Origin of the sequence: Thiocapsa rosea (genome assembly GCF_003634315.1) — a bacterium.
GTDB classification, from domain to species: Bacteria; Pseudomonadota; Gammaproteobacteria; order Chromatiales; family Chromatiaceae; genus Thiocapsa; species Thiocapsa rosea.
The window spans coordinates 4,127,840-4,154,154 of the sequence record NZ_RBXL01000001.1; the positions used below are offsets into that span (position 1 = coordinate 4,127,840).

Genomic DNA, 26,315 nt, shown 5'->3' on the forward strand with positions numbered 1-26,315 from the left:
TCGTTGCAACGGACGCGGTTTAAAGGACCCGATGGAAAGACTGCTTGAATGGATCAGCGCGCGTCGACCCTGTCGTCTCATCGAAGGCGACCAAGGCGAGCCCTACCTCGAACGTTACTACCTCCTCGGCGCCTTCGGCTGGCATCTCTACCTGCACCGTTTCGTCGATTCGGATCCGGATCGCGGCCTTCATGATCACCCCTGGGGACATGCCTTGAGCTTGGTGCTCTCGGGCGGTTATGACGAGATTCGCACACTCGACGGGGACTCGGAGCAGATCCGGGTCTGCTTTCGTGCTCCGGGGCGATTCAACAGGCTGCGCGGCTCGGATTATCATCGGGTCGTCTTGCGTGCAGGCGTGCCGGCTTGGACGCTCTTCCTGCATGGTCCGAGGATCAAAGGTTGGGGATTCCGTCGAGGCGGTTCCGTTCAGGTGATGGCGAAGGACGGCAGCGAGTTTCGGCATCGCGATTGGTGGAAGCACGCACCGACGGGTGCGCAAATCCGCGCGACTGCGCGAAGCCGGTCCCGATGAGGGCTATGGGGTTAGGCCGGTTTCGCCTTCCGGCGCTCCTCATCCTCATTCTCATGGCAGGCATCGCGGGATGTGGCGGTGCTCCCACAGGAGGCGGCAGCGATGAGCTGCCCGTCGCCTGCCTCGTCAAACCCGACCCCGGCCCCTGCCGTTCCAATCAGCTCGGATTCTATTACGACTACCGAGACGATCGCTGCAAGGCGTTCACCTACGGCGGCTGCGCGGGTCGGGTGCCGTTCGCGACCTTGCAGCAGTGTTTGGACTTCTGCGGGGCGAAGCGGTGAGGCTTTAAACCGCGTCCAGAGTGACATGCGTCATTTGCATTTTGCGTTCGGCCTCGGAGATGTCCTCGATCTCGGCAAGACGCGGTTTAAAAGTTTATATTTTTTAATATCTTAAACCGCGCCAGCTCCGACAGTGATCGGAGACGGCGTGGCCACTTCAATCCAATACACTATGCATACCGCGCTGGGCGCGGTTTACGCGTATCAGCGCTTCTTCGGCGGGAGTAGATCCGTGATCGAGCCGTGCGCCATCTCGGCGGCGAGCCCGATGGTCTCGTTCAGGGTCGGGTGCGGGTGGATGGTCAGACCGATGTCTTCCATGTCCGCACCCATCTCAAGCGCCAGAACAGCCTCGCCGATCAGCTCGCCGGCGTTCGGGCCGACGATGCCCGCACCCAGGATGCGCTTGGTCTCCGGATCGAAGAGCAGCTTGGTCAGACCCTCGTCGCGGTGGATGCCGAGTGCGCGACCGCTCGCCGCCCAGGGGAAGACGCCCTTCTCGTAGGCGATGCCCTTGGCCTTGGCGTCGGTCTCGGTCAAGCCCATCCAGGCGACCTCGGGGTCCGTGTAGGCGACCGAGGGGATGGTCATGGGGTCGAAGAGGGCAGGCATGCCGGCGATCACCTCGGCCGCGACCTTGGCCTCGTGCGTCGCCTTGTGGGCGAGCATCGGCCCGCCGACGACGTCGCCGATGGCGAAGATGTTCGGCACGTTGGTGCGCATGTGGGCATCGACCTTGATGAATCCGTGCTGATCGACCTTCACCCCGGCGGCCTCGGCGTTGACGAGCTTGCCGTTCGGGCGTCGGCCGATGGCGACCAGCACCTTGTCGTAGATCTCTTCGCCCGGCTTTTTGCCCTCGAAGACGACCTTGATGCCTTCGGCGGTGGCGCTCATCTGCGCGACCTTGGTGTCGAGTCGGATCGTGCTGTAGCGCTTCTTGATGACCTTTTCGAGCGCGCGTACCAAATCGATGTCCGCCCCCGGCATCAACTGATCCTTCATCTCGACGACCTCGACGGTCGAGCCAAGCGCGCTGTAGACGCTTGCCATCTCGAGCCCGATGATGCCGCCGCCGACGATCAGAAGACGCTCCGGGATGTCCGCGATCTCGAGCGCGTCGGTGGAGTCCATGACCCGCGGGTCGTCATGCGGAAAGCCCGGGATCTTCATGGGCGCCGAGCCGCAGGCGATGACGCAGTGGTCGAACAGGATTCGCACCGGACCACCGGGTTGTGCCACGGCGATCCGGTTCGGCGCCTCGAAGCGTCCGGTGCCTTGGACCACCTCGACCCGGCGTTGCTTGGCCATGGCCGCGAGACCGCCGGTGAGCTTGGCGACCACCTGCTCCTTGCCCGCGCGCATCTTGTCCAGATCGATCTGCGGCTCGCCGAAGGTGACGCCCATCGTGCCGAGCGTCTTGACCTCTTCGAGAATGGCGGCCGTATGCAGCAGCGCCTTCGATGGGATACAGCCGACGTTCAGACAGACGCCGCCGAGGGTGTCGTAGCGCTCGATCAGGACGACCTTCTTTCCGAGATCGGCGGCGCGGAAGGCGGCGGTGTAGCCACCGGGACCCGCACCGAGCACCACGACTTCGGTGACGATCTCCTGAGACGCGGCAGCAGCCGTGCTCACGGATTCTTTGCCCGCTTCGCCTCCGCCCGTCGCCTTGACGTCGAGCGTCATGATGAGCGTTCCTTCCGAGATCCGATCGCCGACCGCGACCTCGACCGTGCGCACGTTCCCGGCACGCGGCGCCGGGATCTCCATGCTCGCCTTGTCGCTTTCGAGTGTGATCAGCGACGCTTCCTCGATCACCGAATCGCCCGGTGAGACCAGGACCTCGATGACCTCCACGTCTTTGAAGTCACCGATGTCCGGTACCTTGACCTCGATGATGTCGCCGCTCTTGTCGTTCATGGTGTGATTCTTCTCTTGGGGCCGGCAGTGGCCGCGCGATGATGATGGCTCGATAGCGCCCAATGCTAGACGAAAGCGTGTCGCGAGGCGAAACCCTCGATCCTATTCACTGCATTGGGTTCGGGCGTCGCGCTCGGGCATGGGGCGTGGCGCCGGTTCGCACGCCCGCCTCCGCGCCGCCCTACAGCAGAAGCTGGCGCAGATCCCCGAGCAGCTCCCCGAGCAGGCTGGTGAAGCGCGCCCCGTCCGCGCCGTCGACCACTCGGTGATCGTAAGACAGCGACAGCGGCAGCATCAGGCGCGGCTCGAAGGTCTGCCCGTTCCAAACCGGCTTGATCGTCGCGCGCGAGACCCCGAGGATGGCGACCTCGGGCGCGTTCACGATCGGCGTGAAGGCAGTCCCGCCGATGCCGCCGAGGCTGGAGATGGAAAAACAGCCACCCTGCATGTCGCCCGGCAGCAGCTTGCCGGCGCGTGCCTTCTCACCGAGCTCGGAGAGTTCCGCGGCCAGCGCAAAGATGCCTTTCTTGTCGACGTCGCGCACGACCGGGACAACCAGACCCTGCGGCGTGTCGACCGCCACGCCGATATGGGTGAAGTGCTTGAGCACCAGACCCTCGCCGTCCGCCGTCAACGAAGCCTTGAGGACCGGCATCCGGTTCAGCGCCGTCGCGACCGCCTTGAGCAGGAAGGGGACGAAGGTCAGCTTGATGCCCTTCTCGGCGGCCTGCGCCTTTTGCGCCTTGCGGAAGTCTTCGAGCGAGGTGATGTCCGCCTCGTCGAACTGGGTGACATGCGGCACCGAGAGCCAGCAGCGGTGCAAATGCCGACCGCTGAGCTTCTTGATGCGCGACAGCTCGGTGACCTCGACCGGGCCGAACTTGCCGAAATCGATCTCGGGCGCTGCTGGCAGGGCGAAGGGTAGGGCGCCGCCGGCCCCGCTCGGAGCACCTTGCGCGAGTGATTGCTTGACGAAGCCCTGGACGTCGTCTTTGAGCACGCGACCCTTTGGCCCCGACCCCTTGACGACCTTCAGGTCGACGCCGAGCTCGCGCGCGAAACGTCTCACGGCGGGGCTCGCATGGGCCTTGCGGCCCTTGGCGATGGCGGCCATGTCCTCGGGACGCGGCAGCACCGGAGCGGGGCGGCGCTCGGATTCACCGGGCGCGCGTTTGACGCTCGAGGCCGGACCCGGCGGTGCCTCGAGCTCTTCGGCCGTGTTCGCGGCCATCGGCTCGGCGGTTGCGACCGGCTCGCCGCTGTCGACCTCGCCTTCGGTCCGCAGTGTCAGGATGAGATCGCCCTGATTCAGGGTATCCCCGACGTTGACGGCCAACTCCTCGACGACACCTGCGTTGGGCGAGGGGATCTCCATCGTCGCCTTGTCGCTCTCGAGGGTGAGAAGCGACTGATCGACCTCGATGCGATCGCCCGGAGCAATAAGGACCTCGATGACCGGGATGTCCACGAAATCGCCGATGTCGGGCAGGACCACGGAGATGGTCTCGCCGCCGCTCGGCGTGCGCGGTGCGGTCGATTTCGAGGCCTGCGCCGAAGCCGGAGCAGGGGACACCGGGCGTGCTGTCGCGGGAACAGCACCCGGCTCGCTCGCCTCGGCTTGTGCAGATCCCCCTTCGCCGGCAGATGTCTCCTTGGACGGAGCCTCCTCGGAACCAGCCCCATCGGTCTCCAGCGTCATCAGGAGATCCCCCTGACTGACGCGATCGCCGACCTTGACCTTCAACGCTCGGATCACCCCCGCCAACGGCGCGGGGATCTCGATGGTCGCCTTGTCGCTCTCCAGACTGAGGATCGATTGCTCGGCCTCGATCCGGTCGCCCGGCGCGACGAGGATCTCGATCACCTCGACGTCCGAGAAGTCCCCGATGTCCGGCAGCAGAATGTCTTCGACGGTTGCCACGCTCTGTCCTCCCTAAACCGCATCCGGGGCGATCACCACGGCTCCCTGTGGTGGGCGGCCCGGGTTAACCCGGGCGCTTCGGCCCGAACGCGGCTTAGCTCTCGATTTTAGATGTCCTAAACCGCGTCGACCGAGCGCTTCGTGGGTCCTTGTACGTCGGTCGATCCACCGAAGTAACCCATGCCATGCCGGACGCGGTTTAGCGCGGTTCAGATCGTTACCGGGTTGGGTTTTTCCGGGTCGATACGGTATTTCCGAATCGCCTCGGAGACCGTCGCGGTCGGGATCTCGCCCTCGTCGGCCAATGCCTTGAGGGCTGCGACGACGATGTAGTAACGATTCACCTCGAAGAATTTTCGCAGCTGGCTGCGCATGTCGCTCCGCCCGAAGCCGTCGGTCCCGAGCACCAGGTAGTGTCGCGGGATGTAGGGGCGGATCTGGTCGGCGTAGGTCCTGACATAGTCCGTGGCGGCGACGATCGGGCCTCGGGTCCCGGCCAGTTGCTCCTCGACATAGGTGGTGCGCTGGGGCTGGTCGGGATGGAGCATGTTCCAACGCTCCACATCGATGCCTTCGCGCCGCAGCTCGTTGAAGCTGGTGACGCTCCAGACATCGGCGCCGACGTTGAAGTCCTTGGCGAGCAGCTCGGCCGCGGCCAAGACCTCGCGCAGGATGGTCCCGGCGCCGAGCAACTGGACCCGGTGGGTGTGCTCCTCGCCCTGATGAACCGGATACATGCCCTTGAGGATCCCGGCCTCGGCGCCCTCCGGCAGCGCCGGCTGGACGTAGTTCTCGTTCATCGCCGTGACGTAGTAGAAGACGTTTTCCTTCTCTCGATACATCCGGCGCAGGCCGTCTTGGACGATGACGGCGAGCTCGTAGGCGTAGGCCGGGTCGTAGGCGACACAGTTCGGGATGGTCGCGGCGACCACCATGCTGTGGCCGTCCTGATGCTGCAGACCCTCGCCGGCGAGCGTGGTGCGTCCGGCGGTGCCGCCGATCAGGAAACCGCGGGCCTGCATGTCGCCCGCCGCCCAGGCCAGATCCCCGATGCGCTGGAACCCGAACATGGAGTAGTAGATGTAGAAGGGGATCATGCTCTGGCCGTGGTTCGCGTAGGCGGTGGCCGCCGCGATCCAGGACGACATGGCGCCCGCCTCGTTGATGCCTTCCTGCAGGATCTGACCCTTCTTGTCCTCGCGGTAGTACATGACCTGATCGGCATCGACCGGCTCGTAGAGCTGGCCGATCGAGGAGTAGATGCCGAGCTGGCGGAACATGCCCTCCATGCCGAAGGTGCGTGCCTCGTCCGGAACGATGGGGACCAAATACTTGCCGATCGCCTTGTCGCGCACCAGGATCGTGAGGATGCGCACCATCGCCATGGTGGTCGACATCTCCTTGTCGCCGCTGCCTTCGAGGAGCGGCTTGAAGGCATCCAGCTCGGGGATCGGCAGCACCGCGGCATCGTCGCGACGCAGCGGTAGGAACCCGCCGAGCCGCTCGCGCACCTCATGCATGTACAGCATCTCGGGGCTGTCCTGCGGCGGCTTGTAGAAGGGCGCGGCGCCGATCTGATCGTCCGAGATCGGAATATTGAAGCGGTCGCGGAAGGCTTTGAGATGCGTCTCGCCCATCTTTTTCTGCGAGTGGGTGATGTTCATGCCCTCGCCGGCCACACCCATACCGTAACCTTTTACGGTCTTGGCCAGGATCACTGTCGGCTTGCCGTTCATGCGCATGGCCGCGTCGTAGGCGGCATAGACCTTGGCCGGATCATGGCCGCCGCGGTTCAGACGCCAGATGTCCTCGTCGGTCATGTTGGCGACCATGTCCTTGAGCTCGGCATACTTGCCGAAGAAATGCTCGCGGGTGTAGGCGCCGCCCTTGGCCTTGTAGGCCTGGTAGTCGCCGTCGACGCATTCCTCCATGCGCTTGAGGAGCAGACCCTGCTTGTCGCGGGCGAACAAGGGGTCCCAGTAACTGCCCCAGACGACCTTGACGACGTTCCAGCCGGCGCCGCGGAAGACGGCTTCGAGCTCCTGGATGATCTTGCCGTTGCCGCGTACCGGGCCGTCGAGACGCTGCAGGTTGCAGTTGACGACGAACACCAGGTTATCGAGACGTTCGCGTGCCGCCAAGGAGATGGCGCCCAGCGATTCGGGCTCGTCCATCTCGCCGTCGCCCAGGAAGGCCCAGACCTTACGCTCGCTCGTGTTGACCAGCTCCCGGTCGTTCAGATAGCGCATGAAGCGCGCCTGGTAGATGGCCATCAGTGGACCCAACCCCATCGAGACGGTCGGGAACTGCCAGAAGTTGGGCATCAACCAAGGGTGTGGATAGGAGGACAAGCCGTTGCCGTCGACCTCCTGGCGGAAGTTGTAGAGCTGCTCCTCGCTGATGCGTCCCTCCAGGAACGCGCGGGCATAGATGCCGGGCGCCGCGTGACCTTGGAAGAAGATCAGGTCTCCGCCGTGATCCTTGTCGCGCGCACGGAAGAAGTGGTTGTAGCCCACGTCGACGAGGGTGGCGGAGGAGGCGAAGCTCGAGATGTGCCCCCCGAGCTCGGTCGAGAGCCGGTTCGCCTGCACCACCATGGCCATGGCGTTCCAGCGCACGAAGGAGCGAATGCGTCGCTCCATGGCGCGATCGCCGGGGAAGCGCTCCTGCTGCTGCACCGGAATGGTGTTCACATAGGCGGTGTTGGCGGTGAACGGGAGATAAGCCCCCGAACGGCGCGCCTTGTCGATCAGTCGCTCGAGCAAAAAGTGGGCGCGCTCGACGCCTTCGTTCTCGAGCACGGCCTCGAGCGAATCGAGCCATTCCTGTGTCTCTTGGGGATCGATATCGGGCTTGTTGGTCATGTTGTTTCCCGGAAGCGGTCGAAGCGGTCGGCACGGGCAAAGCGCGGATTATATCAGCGCTCGGAGTTTGCAATGGTGAGAATTTAGGGGGTCAATGTATGGTCGGGCGTTGGTCAGTAGCTGCCGGCCTCCAGCTGCCGGCCTCCTGCCGTCAGCTATCAGCTATCAGCTATCAGCTTTCTGCTTCTTGCGTTCGGCCTTCGTTCTCCGGCCTCAGGCGATCGACATGCCTCGTGAGCCCACGTTGCCGGAACCTTGGGGGTCATGGCTCGTTCGGGTAGAAATCGAAATCAAGGATCTCGTCGATTGCGTAGGGGCAAGATCGGGGAAACCGCTCGGGGCCCAACAGGGTCTCGCGCACGGTGATGTCCACGGCGTCCGGGTAGGCATCGTCGATGGCCTCCGGCACGTAGGGCTTCACGCTGGGGCTTGACTGGATCTGACGCTGAATCTGCTTGCGCTGCTCGATGATGCTGCTGCGCCAGCCCGTACTTCGGTAGGCCGGCTGAAATTGCCGCTTCAACAGGTGGGCCAGCAGAATGACCAAGCGATTCGCGATCTCGTTGCGCTCTTTCTTCCCCATGCTGTCCAGCTCCTCCGCCAGATCGTCCGTGTTCACCTCGTCGAAGCGATGCTGGCGGATCAATTCCGCAGCCTTCAGCGTCCAGGCGTGGAAATCGGTCTTGTAGAGCTCTGAGAGTGCACTCATCGCGGGGTCCTCAAGTCTCGGGTGTCCACTCGGCGCGGCGAAAGCCGTGGCCGAACTCGGGGGCGTAGAGTCGGGACATTGCGATGTCGGTGCGCGCGCGTGCACCCAGGGCCGGGCTTGCCAGGATCATGGCCTGGCGGTCGATCCCTGCAGTGCGACACTGCTCGGCAATGTCGGCGAGCGTTCCACGCAGGACGCGCTCCTCGCCCGGCCAGGTCGCCTTCTCCACGACGACCATGGGCGCGGAGTCCGGCCAACCGGCGCTGCGTAGCGCGTCGATGACCGCATCGATGTGGGCGATCGAGAGAAAGATGCAGAGCGAGCAACGATGGCGCGCCAAGGCGTCGAGCGACTCGCGCTCGGGCATCGGTGTGCGTCCCTCGATGCGGGTGAGGATGACCGTTTGGGTCACCTCCGGGAGGGTCAGTGTCTCGCCCGCGGCCGCTGCCGAGGCCATCGCCGAGGAGACGCCGGGCACGATCCCGACCGGGATGCCGGCGCGGTCCAAAGGCCCAGCCACCTCGGCCAGCGCGCCGTAGAGCGCCGGATCGCCGGTCTGAAGTCGCACTATCGTCTCGTGATGCTTGGCCCGATCCATCAGCCAGCCCGTGATCTCGCTGATGTCCATGCCCTTGGAGTCGGCGATGTCGCAGCCGGGCGACGCCCATTGCAGGGCAGCCCTGGAGACGAGCGATCCGGCGTAGAGGACGGCTCCGGCCTCGCCCAATAGGCGGCTGCCGCGGACCGTGATCAAATCGGCCGCACCCGGACCGGCGCCGACGAACCAGACCTTACCCATACCGAAGCTTGCCCATATCAACCTTACCCATAACAGTGTTCTCGCTGCCGAAGCGCGGTGAGTTGCATCGGCGAAGCGGCTTCCAGCATGATGCCTCGAACCGACAGGATAGATGGGCGGTCGATCGGGGCGCAATGCGTCCAGGTGCGCTCGTTCGTCGTCTTCAACACGGCCGAATCGACGCGTAAGCCATGACCGTTGCCAGAACCTGTCCCGCGCTTTTCCTCGCCGCTCCCGCATCCGGTCAAGGCAAAACGACCTTGGTCGCCGCGCTGGCGCGCCATCACCGCAACCAAGGGCGGCGGGTGCGGGTCTTCAAGACCGGGCCGGATTTCTTGGACCCCATGATCCTCGGCCGGGCCGCCGGGGCGCCGGTCGAGTCTCTTGATCTGTGGATGGTCGGCGAGACCGACTCGAGGCGCAAGCTCTACGCGGCCGCCGGCGCGGCGGATCTCATCCTGATCGAAGGGGCGATGGGGCTCTTCGACGGCACCCCGTCCGGTGCCGACCTCGCGCAGACCTTCGGTGTCCCGGTGGCGGTGCTGATCGATGCCGGCGGCATGGGCCAGACCTTCGGTGCACTCGCGCTCGGCTTGGCCCGTTATCGGCCGAGCCTCCCGTTCGCAGGCGTCATCGCCAACCGGGTCGCCAGTGCGCGTCATGTCGAGATGCTCGCGGCCGGTATGCCGGAAGACGTTCCCTTTCTCGGCGCGCTGCCGCGGGTGGATGAGGCGACGCTGCCCAGCCGACACCTGGGCCTGGTCCAGGCCGGTGAGATCGCCGATCTGGATGCGCGCCTCGACGCTGCAGCGCAGGTGATCGCCGACACCGACTTGGCCCGGCTGCCGGGTCCGGTACGTTTCGATCCCCCCGCCGGGGAAGCCCCGGACGTGCCGCCACTGCTGAGCGGTCGCAAGATCGGCGTCGCCCGCGATGCCGCCTTCAGCTTCATCTATCCGGAGAATCTGGACCTACTCCGTGCGATGGGCGCCGAATGGGTCGAGTTCTCCCCGCTCGCCGACACCGCCGTGGTCGCCGACGCCATCTACCTGCCCGGCGGATATCCCGAGCTGCATCTGTCGCGATTGGCGGGGAATCGTGCGATGAAGGAGTCCCTGCAGGCACATGCGAGCGCCGGTCGGCCGATCTATGCCGAATGCGGCGGCATGCTCTACCTGCTCGAGTCACTGCTCGATCGCGACGGCGAGTGCGGCACCATGGTCGGCCTGCTGCCGGGGCAGGCGCGCTTGATGCCGCGTTTGGTCGGCTTGGGTCTCGAGTCGATCGACCTGCCCGGGGGTGAGGTGCGCGGGCACAGTTTCCATCATTCAGCCTTGGAGACCCCGATGACGCCGACCTGCTCCGGACGGCGTCGCTCGGACGGACAGCCGGGGGAGCCCTTCTATCGGCTCGGTCCGGTGCGGGCGAGCTACCTTCATCTCTACTTTCCTTCCGCGCCGGAGGCTGCCGCGGCCTTGTTTCTGAGCTGAGGGTTGTTTTCCGTCGATTCCAACGACGACTCCGTTCCCGATCGGGTCGCGGGGCGATGATGTCAATTCAAGCAGGATCATCGATCTCTCTTCGGTGCTCTTGACAGTCGTGCTCGCAGCGCCTAGTTTTAATTCCTGAGACACTCTGTTGGTTTTCGGCCATGCATCCCGACGGTTCTCGATAGCAGCGAGGCGGAAGTAGGCCAGCCTGGATCCGTTTCGCAGTGCTTTTCGCGACAAGTGCGACCTCGAGAGGTGAGTTGCCGGGTCCCGGGGCCTTGTGTTCGGAGGCGGTGCCCCGCCGATTACGCCCCGTGAATTCGACACTGCCTTCGCGTTTCATCGGCGATTGCGTTTCCAATCGCTAGGGTTCCGGTTTATCCACTCAGGCTCGGTGTATAGACACGATGAATGGGCTGGACCTTGACGCACTGCTCCAGCCGGTCTCCGCCGATTCTCCAGCCGGCGACGATCTCGAGTACGACTCTGAATTTCTGGCGATGGTGCAGGCTGCCGCAGGCACACCCGAGCGGCGCATGGGCGAGAGCCTGGTTCCCGCGGAGGATCCGGATTGGTCCGCGGTTCGGGCACTGGCTCTACGTCTCTTGGCACGCTCGAAGGATCTGCGTTCCGCCGTCTTCCTCACGCGTGCCCTGATGCACATGGAGGGGCTCGCTGGCTTGAGTCAAGGGCTTCGGCTCCTGAGTGGGTTGGTGGTGGAATTCTGGGACAGCCTTCACCCTCAACTCGACCCCGATGACAACCTGGATCCCGGCATCCGGCTCAACGCGTTGCTCGCACTCTGCGAGCTGGACACCATGCTTCGGCCGCTGCGCGCAACCCCTCTGATCCGCTCCCGGATCTTCGGAGTCATCACGTATCGCGATATCGAGGTCGCCGAGGGCAAGGCGGCAGCGCCTCGGGATGCGCAGCCATTCGACGGCACAGCGATTGCCGCGGCCTTCCGGGACTGCGATCCGGAGGAGCTGAGTGCAGCCGCGCTCGGTGCGACCGCCTCTCTTTCCGAGGTGCGCGGACTCGGCGAGGCGCTTGCCAAGCATGTCCCGTCGCACCTCATGCCGAATCTCGAGCCGCTGACGGCGCTGCTTTCCGCGATTCAGGGCCTCTTGCAGGCGCGTCTCGGCGAACGCCGCCCCGGGCCGGATGCCGATGTCCAACTCGGCGCCGATGCGGCAGCCGAGCCGGAACAACCGTCCGTGTCGACCGCGGGAGGTGTCCATGCCCAGATCCGCTCGCGCGAGGATGTGGTCCAGTCGTTGGACCGACTCTGCGACTACTACCTTCGCAACGAGCCATCGAGCCCCGTACCCTTGTTGCTGAAGCGTGCAAGACGGCTCGTGACCGGCAACTTCGTCGATATCGTGCGAGACCTTGCGCCCGATGCCTTACCCCAGATCCAGAAGGTGTGCGGTATCGACGACAAGAGCTGAAACCCGGCCTGCGGCCGCCTGCTGTTGACCCGAAGCCGCGGGCCCTTCCAGAGCGAGGAGACTCTCAGTGGCGAAAGAAAGCAGTCAGAAGTTCATCGCCCGCAATCGGGCGCCGCGGGTGCAGATCGAGTACGACGTCGAGCTCTACGGCGCCGAAAAGACCATCCAGCTGCCCTTTGTGATGGGCGTCCTCGCGGATCTCTCGGGCAAGCCCGTCGAGGCCCTTCCGCCGGTCGCCGATCGCAAGATGCTCGAGATCGACGTCGACAATTTCGACGATCGATTAAAGGCGATGAAGCCGCGCGTGGCCTTCCAGGTGCCCAACACCCTGACCGGGGAGGGCAACCTAAACGTCGAGCTGACCTTCGAGAGCATGGACGATTTCTCGCCTGCGGCGGTCGCGCGCAAGGTCGACGCCTTGAACAACCTGCTCAACGCGCGCTCGCAGCTCGCCAACCTCCTGACCTATATGGACGGCAAGAGCGGTGCCGAGGAGTTGATCGCCAAGGTGCTCCAGGATCCAAACCTATTGCAGGCCCTTGCCGCTGCGCCGAAGCCGGCGGATGAGCCGTCTCAGGCGGAGGAGAAGTAAGATGGCCGAGACCGAGACCCAAGCGCAGGCCCCGCAGGGCGCAACTGCCGAGCCGATGGAGGCCGGTGCCTTTACCTCGCTGCTTCAGAAAGAGTTCAAGCCCCGCTCCGACCGGGCTCGCGAGGCGGTGGAGGGTGCGGTGCAGACCCTCGCAGCCCAGGCGCTCGAGAAGACCGCGCTCATCTCCGACGACGCCGTGCGCACCATCGAGTCGATCATTGCCGAGATCGACCGCAAACTGACCGAGCAGGTCAACCTGATCCTGCATCACGCCGATTTCCAGCAGCTCGAAGGGAGCTGGCGCGGTCTGCATCATCTCGTGAACAACACCGAGACGGACGAGATGCTCAAGATCCGGGTCATGAACATCTCGAAAAAGGATCTGCACAAGTCCCTGAAGAAGTTCAAAGGGACCGCCTGGGACCAGAGTCCGATCTTCAAGAAGATCTATACGGAGGAATACAGCATGTTCGGCGGTGAGCCGTTCGGCTGTATTGTCGGGGACTATTATTTCGATCACAGTCCCCCGGATGTGGAGCTGCTCGGCCAGATGGCGCAGATCTCCGCTGCTGCACATACCCCATTCATTGCCGGGGCGGACTCGGGGATCATGCAGATGGAGTCCTGGCAGGAGCTGAGCAATCCGCGCGATCTGACTAAGATCTTCCAAACCCCCGAATATGCCGCCTGGAAATCGCTGCGTGAGTCCGAGGATTCGCGCTATATCGGGTTGGCCATGCCGCGCTTTCTGGCGCGCTTGCCCTACGGGGCGAAGACGGATCCGGTCGAGGAGTTTGACTTCGAGGAAGAGACCGGCTTGGGCGACCACAGTCGTTACGCTTGGTCCAACTCGGCTTATGCCATGGCCGTGAACATTAGCCGGGCGTTCAAGCTTTACGGGTGGTGCTCGCGTATCCGCGGTGTGGAGTCCGGGGGCGCTGTCGAGGGACTCCCGGTCCATACCTTCCCGAGCGACGACGGCGGCGTGGATATGAAATGTCCGACCGAGATCGCCATCGACGACCGGCGCGAGGCGGAATTGGCCAAGAATGGCTTCATGCCCCTCATGCACAAGAAGAATACCGACTTCGCGGCCTTTATCGGCGCACAGTCGCTGCAAAAGCCCTTCGAGTACGACGACCCGGATGCGACCGCCAACGCCAATCTGTCGGCCCGTCTGCCCTATCTCTTCGCAGTCTGCCGTTTCGCGCACTATTTGAAGGCGATCGTGCGCGACAAGATCGGGTCCTTCAAGGAGCGCGACGACATGGAGAAGTGGCTCAACAAATGGATCAACAAGTATGTCGAGCCGAATCCAGCGAACGCCTCGGAGGTCGACAAGGCCCGTAAGCCGCTGGCGGCTGCGCAGGTCGTGGTCACGGAGGTCGAAGGCAATCCGGGGTATTACAACTCGGTCTTCTATCTGAGACCGCACTACCAGCTCGAAGGCTTGACCGTCTCACTGCGGTTGGTCTCGAAGCTACCTTCGCAGAAGACTTAAACCGCGCCCGGCGCGGTATGCGATGGTTTTGGATGGGATCGGCCCTGGCGGACTTGACAACCGCTGGAGCCGGCGCGGTTTAAGGTATTAAAAAATATATTATTTTAAACCGCGCACAGCTAAGGGCGGGGGATGCACCAAACGTCGAACTCACTTGAGAAAGAGCATCTCGCTCTGGACGCGGTTTAGCACACGGAGGGCAGACGCAGGTTTGTCAGGGAATCGGTGACTCCACAAGCCGATGGTTGAAGGCGTCGGCAAACAACATTCCTGGTCAAGAAACGAGGAGGTTTGTTATGGCCGTTGATATGTTCCTGAAGATCGAAGGCATCGATGGCGAAAGCAGCGACGATGCCCATGATAAGTGGATCGAAATCCTGAGCTTCAGTCACGGTGTATCGCAGCCCGTCTCGGGTGCCAGCGCGACGGGTGGGCGCACCGGCGGACGAGCCGATTTCCAAAATCTCGCGGTGGCCAAGACCATCGACAATGCAACACCGGATCTCAACATCAAGTGTGCGAGGGGCGATCACATCCCGAAGGTCGAGCTTGAACTGTGTTTGGCTACCGGCGACAAGCATACCTTCATGAAGTACACCCTGGAGGATTGCATCGTGACCTCCGTGTCGCCCGGCGGCAGTAGTGGCGACGAGATCAAACCGATCGAGCAGGTCACCTTCGCCTACGGCAAGATCAAGTGGGAGTACACACCGATCGACCATACCGGTCAGCCCGGCTCAGCGACGGACCGGACCTGGAACCTTGAGACCAATAAGCAGGATTAAACCGCGCCCAATGCGGTATGCGATGTTTGTGGATGGGATCGGCCCCGGCAGAATTGATGATCGCTGGAGCCGGCGCGGTTTAAGATATTCAAGAATCTATTATTTTAAACCGCGTCCCGCCTAAGGGCTGTGGATGCAACAAGCGTCGAACTTAATCGAAAATCAGCATCTCGCTCTGGACGCGGTTTGGGTCGATGGGGCATGCGTAACCACTGAGGTCTGAGTGCGCCGGGTACCTGATGTCCGGCGCCGGGAGTTGCCCATGGGTGCCGAAGAGGCGTTGAAGCAAGGCGACCTGGATGCCGCCCTCGCCGACCTGACCGATCGGGTTCGCCGGGCGCCGGCCGACGCGCGCCTGCGGACCTTTCTGTTTCAATTATTCGCTGTCCTGGGGCAGTGGGACCGAGCGCTGAGCCAGCTCAACGTTGCCGGGGAGTTGGACGCCGGCACCCTGGCCATGGTCAGCACCTATCGCGATCTCTTGAGTTGCGAGGCGCTGCGCGCGCAGGTCTTCGCCGGGGAGCGCGACCCGCTGGTTCTGGGCGAGCCGGCGCAGTGGGTCGCACTCCTGTTCCAGGCACTACGCCTCGCGGCTCAGGGGCGGGTGGAGCATTCTCAGGCCTTGCGCGAGCGGGCATTGGAGGCCGCGCCGGCCTCCTCGGGGCGCATCGACGGAGAGCCGTTTATCTGGATCGCCGATGCGGACGGGCGCCTGGGACCCATGCTGGAGATCATCCTGGAAGGGCGCTATTCCTGGGTCCCGTTCCAACACCTGCGGACGCTGGTCCTGGAGGAGCCGACCGATCTGCGCGACCTGGTCTGGGCACCGGCACATATCACCTGGGCCAATGGGGGCGAGGCGGTCGCCTTCGTCCCGTCACGGTATCCGGGCTCGGAATCGAGTCCGGATCCGCGCATCCGACTCGCGCGTTTGACCGAGTGGACGGAGCAGGGCGGCGAGCTCTTTACGGGTCTGGGACAACGCATGCTGACCACCGACGCGGGCGACTATTCCTTGCTGGCGACACGCCGTATCGAGATCGATCCACCGTCCGAAGGGGTGTCCTGAGCGCGATGGCGGATCTGACCCCGAAAGAACGTCTGCAGCCCTCGTTGCTCGACCGGCTGACCGACGACGCACCGCAACAGCGCGAGGAGTCGCGGGACCAGCGTGTCCTCTCGCCGCGCAAGCTCAAGCAATGTGTCATCCGTGACCTGGAGTGGCTCCTCAACACCTGCGATTTGGCGACGGTTCAGGACTTGGCACCCTATCCGCAGGTCGAGTCCTCGGTCGTCAACTTCGGGATGCCGGACCTCGCCGGGCGCAACCTCTCGGGACTCGACGTCCTGACGCTGGAGCGCCGGTTGCGCCAAGCGATCCTGCGCTTCGAGCCACGGATCCTGCGGCAGGGTCTGAGTATTCGCGCCGTCGTCGACGCCGAGGAAATGACGCCGAATGCGATCCGTTTCGACATCGAAGGCGAGCTTTGGGGCACGCCCATGCCGCAGCGGCTGTATCTCAAGACCGACGTGGATCTGGAGAACGGCGAAATCCGTGTCTACGAGACGACCCCGTCGAGCGGCTGAGAGACATCATGGATCCGCGTCTCCTCTCCTATTACAACCGCGAGCTTGCGCATCTGCGCGAGATGGGCGGCGAGTTCGCGGCCGAGTTCCCCAAGATCGCCGGTCGGCTGGGTCTTTCCGGCTTCGAGTGTGCGGACCCCTATGTCGAGCGTCTGCTCGAGGGCTTCGCCTTCCTGGCCGCCCGCGTCCAGCTCAAGATCGATGCCGAGTTCCCGGCCTTCACGCAGCACCTGTTGGAGACCGTCTATCCTCACTATCTGGCGCCGACCCCATCGATGGCGGTGGTCCAGCTCGCGCCGGATCTCAATGAAGGGGCGCTGGCCGAGGGTGTCGTTCTTCCGCGCGAGACCCAATTGCGCAGCACCATCGGCAAGGGCGAGCAGACCGCCTGCGAGTACCGCACGGCCCACGAGGTGCGGCTCTGGCCCCTCGAGCTGACCGAGGCGGAGTACTTCACCCACATCGGGCCGGTCGCGCGGGCGGATCTGCCGGTTCTGCAACGCAGCAAGGCGGGGATCCGGCTGCGCCTGCGCATGACGGCCGGTCTGACCTTTGCGCAGCTTGCCCCGAGCCGGCCGGACCTGTTCCGGTTGGATCTCTTCCTGCAGGGGACCGACCAGCTCCCGTTCGATCTCTATTCCCAATTGCTCGGCAATACCACGGCCGTGCTGGTCCAGCCGACCGGTCGACCCGTACCCTGGATCGAGGTGCTCCCGGCGACCGTCCTGCGTCCGCTCGGTTTCGAGGAGGACGAGGCCCTCTTGCCCTATGCCCCGACGTCGTTTCACGGGTATCGGCATCTGCACGAGTACTTCGCCTTTCCCTCACGCTTTCTCTTCGTGGCCGTCGACGCCTTGGGCCCGATTCTGCGACGCATCGCCGCGTCCGAGGTCGATCTGATCCTGCTCTTTGGACGGACGGCCCCGTCACTCGACGGTGTTCTCAACGCGGGCAATTTCGCACTCCATTGCACCCCGGTCATCAACCTGTTCCCCAAGCGCTGCGACCGGATTCATCTCGGCGATGCCGGGCCGGACTATCACGTCGTCCCGGACCGGACCCGCCCGATGGACTTCGAGGTCTATCGTGTCGACGGCGTGACGGGTTACGGGGCCGCGACCACGGAGATGCGCGAGTTCAGGCCCTTCTACTCCGCCACCGACATGAGCGCGCGGGAGGCCGAGCCGGCCTACTACAGCGTGCATCGCGTGCCGCGCCGGTTCTCCTCGCGGCAGCGCCGACAGGGGCCGCGTTCGAGCTACATCGGCAGCGAGGTCTATGTGAATCTGGTCGACAGCGGAGATGTGCCCTGGTCGAGCCGGCTGCGTCAGCTCGCGGTGACCGGACTCTGCACCAACCGGGATTTGCCGCTGCAGATGCCGGTGGGGACCGGCACGACGGATTTCTCGCTCGAGATCGGCGCACCCGTGCGGGCGGTGCGTGTGGTGGCGGGGCCAACGCGACCGCAGCCCTCGCATGCGCACGGCGACACCGCCTGGCGTCTCATCAGTCATCTGTCTCTGAACTATCTCTCGATCGCCGACAGCGACGGCGGCACCGGCGCGGCGGCACTCCGCGAGCTCTTGGCGCTTTACGCGGATCTCGCCAATGCCGACGTCCGTCATCAGGTCGAGGGGCTGCGCGGTGTGGCCTCGCGGCCCATCACGCGACGCCTGCCCGGCGTGCGGCCCGTCACCTATGCGCGCGGTTTGGAGATCAGTCTGCATTGCGACGAGACCGCCTTCGAGGGCACGGGCGTCTTCCTCCTGGGGTCCGTGCTCGAACGCTTCTTTGCCCGCTACTGCTCGATCAACAGCTTTACCGAGACCCTGCTCAAGACCGACCGTGGAGAGGTGATGCGATGGCCAGCGACGATCGGCCGCCGACCGATCTTGTGACGGCGCCCGCCGGTGACCTTGCTCCGGGCGATCTTGCCGCACCGGAGCAGATGGCCCGACCCGACGAGCCACTGGTGACGCCGAATACGGCGCTGCCCGATACGGCTCGCGACCGTGTCAAGCAGGCCCTATTCGGCGAGATGGCGGCCGCGCCCTGGCGCTTCGGGTTTTTTCAGACCCTGCGTCGGCTCGAAGCCCTGCAGCCGGAACGACCGAGGCTCGGCGCCTCGGCCCGGCCCGTCGATGATCCGATTCGACTGGGCCAGCAGCCTTCGATGATCTTCGCGCCGGCCGAGCTTGCCGCACTGCTGCGGCCCGCGTCCGGCCGGCCGGCGCGGCTTCTGGTCTACTTCTTCGGTCTGCTCGGCCCCAATGGCCCGCTGCCGCTGCATCTCACCGAGTACGCACGCGAGCGGCAACGACACGCCTCGGATCCGACCTTCGCGCGGTTTCTGGATCTCTTTCATCATCGGATGCTGACGCTCTTCTATCGCGGCTGGGCTCAAGCGCAGCCCGCGGTCAGCTTCGACCGCCCGACGCAGGACCGCTTCGGGACCTATCTCGGCGCCCTGGGCGGGACCGGTATGCCGGCCTACCAAGGTCGCGACGCCATGCCGGATCTGGCCAAGCGCCATTTCGCCGGGCACCTGTCCTGCCAGGCGCGCCATCCGGACGGGCTGCGCGCCATGCTGGCCGCGTTTCTGCGGCTGCCGGTGCGCATCGAGGAGTTTATCGGTCATTGGCTGGTGCTGCCGCCCGATTGCCGGTTGCGTCTCGGCGAGACGCCCGGCACGGGGGCTTTGGGTCGTACCACGACGCTCGGCGGGCGGGTGTGGGATCACCAATCCAAGTTTCGCGTGTCGATCGGTCCGGTCGGCTTGGCCGATTATCGTCGGCTGCTGCCGGGCGGGGAGACCCTGCAGAGGATCAAGGCCGTGGTGCGGAACTATATGGGCGACCAGCTCGATTGGGATCTGAACCCGGTGCTCACGGCTGCCGAGGTTCCGCCGCTGTGTCTCGGCAATGGCGGGCGGCTGGGTTGGACGACCTGGCTCACGAGCTGCCCCTTGGGTCGGGACGGGGACGATTTGAAGCTCGATCCGCACAAGCGGCTCGATTCGACCAGGAGCACACGATGACCGAGATCAGCCGCACCGCACTGTTCGGCAAGCTCAATCCGCTCGCCTACAAGGCTATCGAAAGTGCCACCGTCTTCTGCAAGATGCGCGGCAATCCTTACGTGGAGCTGGTGCACTGGCTCAATCAGATCCTCCAGAATCAGGACTCGGACCTACACCGGATCATCCGACAGTTCGACTTGGACCCGGCCGGTTTGGCGCGCGACTTCACCGAGTCCCTGGATCGACTCCCGCGCGGCTCGCGCTCCATCTCGGATCTGTCCTCCGACGTCGAGGAGGCCGTGGAGCGGGGCTGGACCTACGGGACCCTGATGTTCGGCGAGTCGCAGGTCCGCACCGGCCATCTCCTGGTCGGGATGCTCAAGACCCGCGGTCTGCGCAGCGCCCTGCTCGGGATCTCGCGCCAGTTCGACACGATCGTCACGGATACCCTGACCGATCGCTTTGCCGAGATCGTCTCGGGCTCGCCGGAGGATCGCCTGAGTGCCAGCGACGGTTTTCAAACGGGCGGCGGCGCCGCGCCCGGAGAGACGAGCGCGGCCATGGCCCCGGCCCAGATGGGCAAGCAGGAGGCGCTTAAACAATTCTCCATCGACCTGACCGAGCGCGCCCGCAACGGCGAGCTGGATCCCATCGTCGGACGCGACGAGGAGATCCGCCAGATGATCGACATCCTCATGCGGCGGCGTCAGAACAACCCCATCCTGACGGGCGAGGCCGGCGTAGGTAAGACGGCCGTCGTCGAAGGCTTCGCCTTGCGCCTGGCGTCGGGCGAGGTGCCGCCACCGCTCAAGGAGGTCAGCCTGCGGACCCTGGATGTCGGTTTGCTGCAGGCCGGCGCGAGCATGAAGGGCGAGTTCGAGAACCGGCTGCGTCAGGTGATCGAAGAGGTGCAGGCCTCCCCGAAGCCGATCATCCTCTTCATCGACGAGGCCCATACCCTGATCGGCGCCGGCGGTACCGCCGGCACCGGCGACGCGGCCAACCTGCTCAAACCGGCGCTCGCACGCGGGACGCTGCGCACGGTCGCCGCCACGACCTGGAGTGAGTACAAGAAATACATCGAGAAGGATCCGGCCCTGACCCGTCGCTTCCAGGTGGTCGCCATCGACGAGCCGAGCGAGGAGAAGGCGATCCTCATGGTCCGCGGCATCGCCTCGACGCTGGAGAAGCATCACCAGGTGCAGTTGCTCGACGAGGGCCTCGAGAGCGCGGTCCGACTCTCGCATCGCTACATCCCTGCACGCCAATTGCCCGACAAGGCCGTCAGCCTGCTCGATACCGCCTGTGCCCGAGTCGCCATCAGTCAGGCGGCCGAGCCGGCCGAGGTCGAGGACTGCCGACGCCGGATCGAGGGGCTTGAGACGGAGCTGGCGATCATCGATCGCGAGACGGCGGTGGGTGTCGATACGCAGGAGCGGGCGCGCGCGGCAGGGGAGACGGTGGCTGAGGAGCGCGAGCGTCTGGAGGGGCTTCGCGGCCGTTGGGAGGCCGAGAAGGCGCTGGTGCGCGAGATTCTCGATCTGCGAGCGGTGCTGCGCGGCCATCAGGCACCTGTCGAAGGGACGGGTAGCCCTTTGGAGCAGGCGGCGGAGGCGGTTGCGCCCGCGTCGGCGCATCCAGATCCGCACGACGCCGATCGGTCGACCCAGGACCCGTCTTCCGATTCGGGATCGGCGTCTCCGGCGGGCCCGCCACCGCTGTCCGACGCCGAGCGTACGTCCGCTTTAAAGCGGCTGCGCGCACTCCAAGCCGAGCTGCAGGACCTTCAAGGGGAACGCCCCCTGATCCTCCCCAGCGTCGACGCCCAGGCGGTTGCCTCGGTGGTCGCCGACTGGACCGGCATCCCGGTCGGACGCATGGTCAAGGACGAGGTGACGGCCGTGCTGAACCTGGCGGACACGCTCAACAAGCGCGTCATCGGCCAACGCCATGCGCTTGAGATGATCGCCAAACGGATCCAGACCTCGCGTGCCCGGCTCGACAATCCGAGCAAGCCGATCGGCGTCTTCCTGCTCGCCGGTCCCTCCGGTGTCGGCAAGACCGAGACCGGCCTCGCGCTCGCCGAGGCCCTCTACGGCGGCGAGCAGAACATCATCACCATCAACATGAGCGAGTTCCAGGAGGCCCATACGGTCTCCACGCTCAAGGGCGCGCCCCCCGGCTATGTCGGCTACGGCGAGGGCGGCATCCTCACCGAGGCCGTGCGGCGCAAGCCCTACAGCGTGGTCCTGCTCGACGAGGTCGAGAAAGCCCATCCGGACGTGCACGAGATCTTCTTCCAGGTCTTCGACAAGGGCTGGATGGAGGATGCCGAAGGGCGGTACATCGACTTTCGCAATACCCTGATCCTGCTCACGACCAACGTCGGCACGGATCTGATCATGTCGCTGTGCAAGGATCCCGAGCTGATGCCCGATGTCGAGGGGATCGGCACCGCCTTGCGTCAGCCTCTGCTCAAGGTCTTCCCGCCTGCGCTGCTCGGGCGACTTGTCGCCATTCCCTACTATCCACTGAGCGACGAGATGCTCGGCCTCATCATCCGGTTGCAGTTGGGCCGCATCGTGCGGCGGATCGCGGAGAACCATCGCGCCGCGCTGACCTACGACGAGGCCGTCATCGAATTGATCGCCCGGCGCTGCGCCGAGGTCGAGAGCGGCGCGCGGGTGGTGGATGCCATCCTCACCAATACGGTGCTGCCGGCCATCAGTCGCGAGCTGCTCAATCGGACATTGGAGGGGAAAACGATCGGAAGGATCGCGATCGGGTCGGGCGACGACGGCTTCAGCTACAGTTTCGAATGAGCCATTGAGTCGCTTGGCATCGCCGGGCTGGCGAACGCCTGCAACTCGTCTATACTCGGTTGGAATCACGAGCGAGGGCCTGCAATGCCTCTGAGCCAACGCGATCGGACCCTCGCGGTGAACACGCCGCTCGGCGAAGATGCGCTTCTTTTGCGGAGCATGACCGCAAACGAGCGCATCAGCGCCTTGTTCGAATACGCGTTGGAGCTCAGCAGCGAAGACATCGATATCGCCCCGTCGGATCTGCTCGGCAAACCGGCCACCGTATCGCTGCGGTTGATGGATGGAAGCAAGCGTTGGTTCAACGGCTGGATCAATCGCTTTTCACTCGTCGGCTTCGACGGTGCCGACGCACGCTATAAAGCCACATTGGTCCCCTGGCTTTGGTTTCTTTCGCGCACGGCCGACTGTCGTATCTTTCAAGAGCAGACGGTTCCGGATATCGTCAAATCCATCTTCCGCGAGCACGGATTCACCGACTTCGAAGAGCGCCTCTCCGGGAGCTATCGGCAGTGGGTCTATTGCGTCCAGTATCGCGAGACGGATCTGAGCTTCGTCAGCCGCCTGTTGGAGCATGAGGGCATCTACTATTTCTTCGAGCACCAGGACGGCAAGCACAACCTGATTCTTGCCGACAGCTACAGCGCCCATTCCACGATTGCGGGCTACGAGGAGGTTCCTTATTTCCCACCCGATGCCGATTCGCTGCGCGAACGTGACCACATCAACGTTTGGTCGATCGAGCAACAGGTTCGCCCCGGTGCCTTCGCCAATACCTCCTTCGACTTCACCGCACCGCGCAAGAATCTGCTCGCAACCCGCAGCAGCCCCAAGCCGCACGAGCTGGCGGATTACGAGGTCTTCGACTATCCGGGCAACTATGTCGAAGCTGGCGACAGCGAAACCTATGCGCGGGTGCGTCTCGAGGAGGCTCAGGCCGGACATGAGCTTGCCCGAGCACAAGGCACTGCCCGTGGACTGGCCGCCGGTGCACTCTTCTCCCTTACCGGGCACCGGCGCGACGATCAGAACCGAGAATATCTCGTCCTATCCGCCGATTATCGGCTCAGGTCCGACGAATTCGGATCGTTTGAATCGAACCCTTCCGAGCCGGTCTTTGCGAGCAGCCTGACCGTCATGGATGCACAAGTCCCTTACCGCCCGGCACGCGAGACCCCCAAGCCGATCGTTCAGGGTCCGCAGACCGCAATCGTCGTCGGCACGGCGGGAGAGGAGATCTGGACCGATCAATACGGGCGGGTCAAGGTTCAGTTCCATTGGGACCGCTACGGGAAGAACGACGAGAACAGCTCTTGCTGGGTCCGCGTCTCTCACCCCTGGGCAGGCAAGAACTGGGGCGCGGTGGCCATCCCGCGGATCGGTCAGGAAGTGATCGTGGACTTCCTCGAAGGTGACCCGGATCAGCCTCTCATCACGGGCCGTGTCTACAACGGGGACCAGATGCCGCCTTGGGATCTGCCGGCGAATATGACCCAAAGCGGTGTCTTGAGTCGCTCGACCAAGGGCGGCGGCGTGGCGAATGCCAACGCCATTCGGATGGAGGACAAGAAGGGCGAGGAGCAGCTCTGGATCCACGCGGAGAAGAATCAGGACATCGAGGTCGAGAACGACGAGACTCATTGGGTAGGTCATGATCGGACCAAGACCATCGACCACGATGAAACCAGCCACATCAAGCACGACCGCACCGAGACGGTCGACAACAACGAGACGATCACCATCCACGGCCATCGCACCGAGACCGTGGATAAGAACGAGACCATCACCATCCATCAGAATCGCACGGAGACCGTCGACAAGAACGAGAGCATCACCATCGGCGGAGGACGTACCGAGAACGTCGCGAAGGATGAGAGCATCACCATCGGCGCCAACCGCACGGAGAACGTAGCCAAAGACGAGCGCATCACCATCGGTGCCAACCGCACCGAGAGCGTGGGCAAGGACGAAAGCATCAGTATCGGATCCAGCCGGAGCGAAAACGTGGCCAAGGACGAGAGCATCACGATCGGCGGCGGGCGCACCGAGTCGGTCGCCAAATCGGAAAGCGTCTCGGTGGGAGAGGGCCGTTCGGTCTCGATCGGAAAGGACGACAGTCTCAGCGTCGGCAAGAATCTCACGATCAATGCCGGCGACTCGATTACCATCACGACCGGAAGCGCCAGTATCTCGATGAAGAAAGACGGGACTATCGTCATTAAGGGCAAGGATATATCGATCCAGGGAAGCGGAAAGATCAACGTCAAGGCATCGAGCGACATCACGATGAAGGGCTCGAAGATCCTTCAAAACTAAGCCGACATCTTGCTCCGGGGAATACCATGAGTCGTACGGCAAATAAGCGAGCGTCCCGGCCTGAGTCGGAGCAGACAACCGGCGCGACCCTATTGCGTCCACTGCTCAATGCACCGACGACTCCAATCGAGCATGCGCCAACGGCGCCCGGCGTGATCATCGGTGAATTGCTTGCCATCGCTCACGACAGGCGCACGCCTCTCGTGGTTTACCCTGGACAGCCCGGAACCGCGGCCCTCGCCGCGCTAACCGTGGTGGATCTGCACGGTGCTCACATCGGTCGGCGAGTCACTCTGATGTTCGAGGGGGCCGACCCCGCCAAGCCGATCATCATGGGCGTCCTACAGGAGCGGGAAGACTGGCCGCTTGCCGAACGTCCGGTCCAAGTCGAGATCGATGCGGACGGCGAGCGGATGGTGATCGGTGCCCAAGAGCAGATGGTGCTGCGCTGCGGCAAAGCGAGCATCACCCTGACCAAGGCCGGCAAGGTGCTGATCCAAGGCGCTTACGTGCTTAGCCGCTCGACCGGCGTCAATCGCATTAAAGGTGGATCGGTGCAACTCAACTGACCTCGTCGATACGGCAGAAATTTCCGCCTGGAGAACCCCTTGGAGCTGATCAACGCCACCCGAATGGTCGCCGGTTACACCATGGGCATGGAGCCCAGTGGCCGTGAACTGCTGGTCGTGGTCGTCAAGGGCACCTTCGTGCTCCCCCGCTCGGCGAGCGAGCCGCTGCGATTGGCCGAGGAGCAGATCCCGCTCGTGATGGCAGATACCTTCACCGGAGCGCCGGGCTTCTCGGCTCCTGTCTACGAGGTCGATTTCGCGCCCCGTAAGCCCCGTGCAGAGGTTCTCCTCCTCGGCAGTGCCTACGCACCTGGCGGCCGTCCGACAACGCGCGTGCCCGTGGCCCTGAAGGTGGGAGGAATGACCAAGACATTCGCCGTCGTAGGCAATCGAGTTTGGCAAGCGGCATCGACCGGCATAAGCGCAAGCGAGCCCATGCCTTTCACGGTCATGCCGATCGGGTATGACTGTGCATTCGGCGGGGTCGACAATCGGCATGAGGACCCTGCGAAGCACGCTGCCTTCATGCCTAACCCAGTGGGCAGAGGGTTCCACCGACACTTGAACGGCGCGTTGGTGGATGGTTCACCCTTGCCCAACACCGAGGAGTTCAACCGACCGGTCGAACGCCCGGACGACACCTATCCGCCGATGGCTTTCGGACCCATCGGCCGAGCCTGGGAACCGCGCTACCGCTACGCCGGAACCTACGATCAGCGTTGGCTCGACGAGGACTTTCCCTTCCTGCCGCCCGACTTCGACGAGCAGTACTACCAGGCCGCACCGCTCGACCAACAATTCTCGGGGCCCCTGGGCGGCCAGGAGGTCGCTATGGTCAACCTGACCACGGACGGCCGGCGCAGCTTCACCATCCCCGCCTTCGAGGCGCCGGTGCATGTCTTTCCGAAGAAGGGGGAGCGAGAGGATCTTAAGGCGGCCTTGGACACCCTAGTGCTGGAGCCCGATCTGGAGCGGCTGACTATGACCTGGCGCGTATCCCGGCCCCTGAAGAAGAACATGTTCGAGATCGCTCAGGTGCTCGTCGGAAAGAAGGGTGAGGAATGGTGGCAGCAGCGCGAAGAGGTCGCTTTTCCCATGCCCGTCATCGCAGAAGACCAAGCTCCCCCTGCAAGCGGGGAGGCTTAGGG

20 protein-coding genes are annotated in these 26,315 nt (G+C 64.1%); 15 read left to right on the forward strand and 5 right to left on the reverse strand.

All coding sequences use genetic code 11. The annotated features are described in order from the left end of the window. The first annotated feature begins 31 nt into the window (after positions 1–31). On the forward strand, positions 32–535 hold the full coding sequence (locus BDD21_RS18580; protein WP_147431146.1) for a hypothetical protein: 504 nt from the start codon (positions 32–34) through the stop codon (positions 533–535). A 5-nt stretch (positions 536–540) separates the two neighbouring features. Further along, a complete protein-coding gene (locus tag BDD21_RS18585) occupies positions 541–819 on the forward strand; it encodes a BPTI/Kunitz domain-containing protein (protein WP_245969680.1) in 279 nt (92 codons plus the stop codon). Positions 820–1,023: 204 nt separating this feature from the next. Here BDD21_RS18585 and lpdA read toward each other — a convergent pair whose 3' ends face one another. From lpdA to cobM, 5 genes are all read right to left on the reverse strand, one after another. Next, positions 1,024–2,742 carry a dihydrolipoyl dehydrogenase gene (gene lpdA, locus BDD21_RS18590; protein WP_120798426.1) on the reverse strand — a complete coding sequence of 573 codons (1,719 nt, stop codon included), beginning with the start codon at positions 2,740–2,742 and terminating at the stop codon, positions 1,024–1,026. Between the two features lie 181 nt (positions 2,743–2,923). After that, a complete protein-coding gene (aceF, locus tag BDD21_RS18595; RefSeq protein WP_120798427.1) occupies positions 2,924–4,663 on the reverse strand; it encodes a dihydrolipoyllysine-residue acetyltransferase in 1,740 nt (579 codons plus the stop codon). Between the two features lie 209 nt (positions 4,664–4,872). Next, positions 4,873–7,527 carry a pyruvate dehydrogenase (acetyl-transferring), homodimeric type gene (aceE, locus tag BDD21_RS18600; RefSeq protein WP_120798428.1) on the reverse strand — a complete coding sequence of 885 codons (2,655 nt, stop codon included), beginning with the start codon at positions 7,525–7,527 and terminating at the stop codon, positions 4,873–4,875. Between the two features lie 262 nt (positions 7,528–7,789). Further along, positions 7,790–8,236 carry a DUF29 domain-containing protein gene (locus tag BDD21_RS18605; RefSeq protein ID WP_120798429.1) on the reverse strand — a complete coding sequence of 149 codons (447 nt, stop codon included), beginning with the start codon at positions 8,234–8,236 and terminating at the stop codon, positions 7,790–7,792. 10 nt (positions 8,237–8,246) lie between these two features. Continuing rightward, entirely contained in the window at positions 8,247–9,035 is a 789-nt protein-coding gene (cobM, locus tag BDD21_RS18610) for a precorrin-4 C(11)-methyltransferase (protein ID WP_120798430.1), read from the reverse strand. Positions 9,036–9,226: 191 nt separating this feature from the next. On the opposite strand from cobM, the gene BDD21_RS18615 reads away from it, so the two are divergent. The 13 genes from BDD21_RS18615 (at position 9,227) to BDD21_RS18675 (ending at position 26,313) form a co-directional block, all read left to right on the forward strand. Continuing rightward, on the forward strand, positions 9,227–10,525 hold the full coding sequence (locus BDD21_RS18615; RefSeq protein ID WP_120798431.1) for a cobyrinic acid a,c-diamide synthase CobB: 1,299 nt from the start codon (positions 9,227–9,229) through the stop codon (positions 10,523–10,525). A gap of 407 nt (positions 10,526–10,932) precedes the next feature. Beyond that, complete coding sequence (gene tssA, locus BDD21_RS18620) at positions 10,933–11,976, forward strand: type VI secretion system protein TssA (protein WP_120798432.1); 1,044 nt, start codon at positions 10,933–10,935, stop codon at positions 11,974–11,976. A gap of 67 nt (positions 11,977–12,043) precedes the next feature. After that, entirely contained in the window at positions 12,044–12,568 is a 525-nt protein-coding gene (gene tssB, locus BDD21_RS18625) for a type VI secretion system contractile sheath small subunit (protein WP_120798433.1), read from the forward strand. A 1-nt stretch (position 12,569) separates the two neighbouring features. Next, a complete protein-coding gene (tssC, locus tag BDD21_RS18630) occupies positions 12,570–14,069 on the forward strand; it encodes a type VI secretion system contractile sheath large subunit (protein ID WP_211335096.1) in 1,500 nt (499 codons plus the stop codon). A 245-nt stretch (positions 14,070–14,314) separates the two neighbouring features. Then, positions 14,315–14,854 carry an Hcp family type VI secretion system effector gene (locus BDD21_RS18635; protein WP_170164817.1) on the forward strand — a complete coding sequence of 180 codons (540 nt, stop codon included), beginning with the start codon at positions 14,315–14,317 and terminating at the stop codon, positions 14,852–14,854. A gap of 262 nt (positions 14,855–15,116) precedes the next feature. Beyond that, on the forward strand, positions 15,117–15,923 hold the full coding sequence (locus tag BDD21_RS18640) for a type VI secretion system accessory protein TagJ (protein ID WP_120798435.1): 807 nt from the start codon (positions 15,117–15,119) through the stop codon (positions 15,921–15,923). A gap of 5 nt (positions 15,924–15,928) precedes the next feature. Continuing rightward, the gene (gene tssE, locus BDD21_RS18645) at positions 15,929–16,441 is read left to right on the forward strand and encodes a type VI secretion system baseplate subunit TssE (protein ID WP_120798436.1); all 513 of its coding nucleotides are present in this window, start codon (positions 15,929–15,931) and stop codon (positions 16,439–16,441) included. A gap of 8 nt (positions 16,442–16,449) precedes the next feature. Beyond that, on the forward strand, positions 16,450–18,339 hold the full coding sequence (gene tssF / locus BDD21_RS18650; protein WP_120798437.1) for a type VI secretion system baseplate subunit TssF: 1,890 nt from the start codon (positions 16,450–16,452) through the stop codon (positions 18,337–18,339). Beyond that, positions 18,303–19,478, forward strand: a complete 1,176-nt coding sequence (tssG, locus tag BDD21_RS18655) for a type VI secretion system baseplate subunit TssG (protein ID WP_245969682.1) — start codon at positions 18,303–18,305, stop codon at positions 19,476–19,478. The genes tssF and tssG overlap by 37 nt, the downstream gene beginning before the upstream one ends. Further along, a complete protein-coding gene (tssH, locus tag BDD21_RS18660) occupies positions 19,475–22,282 on the forward strand; it encodes a type VI secretion system ATPase TssH (protein ID WP_120798438.1) in 2,808 nt (935 codons plus the stop codon). Before tssG ends, tssH begins: the two co-directional genes overlap by 4 nt. Positions 22,283–22,366: 84 nt before the next feature. Beyond that, a complete protein-coding gene (locus tag BDD21_RS18665) occupies positions 22,367–24,598 on the forward strand; it encodes a type VI secretion system Vgr family protein (RefSeq protein WP_120798439.1) in 2,232 nt (743 codons plus the stop codon). A 26-nt stretch (positions 24,599–24,624) separates the two neighbouring features. Continuing rightward, positions 24,625–25,167: a DUF6484 domain-containing protein gene (locus BDD21_RS18670; RefSeq protein WP_211335097.1), complete on the forward strand. Its 543-nt coding sequence runs from the start codon at positions 24,625–24,627 to the stop codon at positions 25,165–25,167. A gap of 39 nt (positions 25,168–25,206) precedes the next feature. After that, positions 25,207–26,313, forward strand: coding sequence for a DUF2169 family type VI secretion system accessory protein (locus BDD21_RS18675; RefSeq protein ID WP_120798440.1), 1,107 nt, complete (start codon positions 25,207–25,209; stop codon positions 26,311–26,313). The last annotated feature ends 2 nt before the right edge of the window (positions 26,314–26,315 follow it).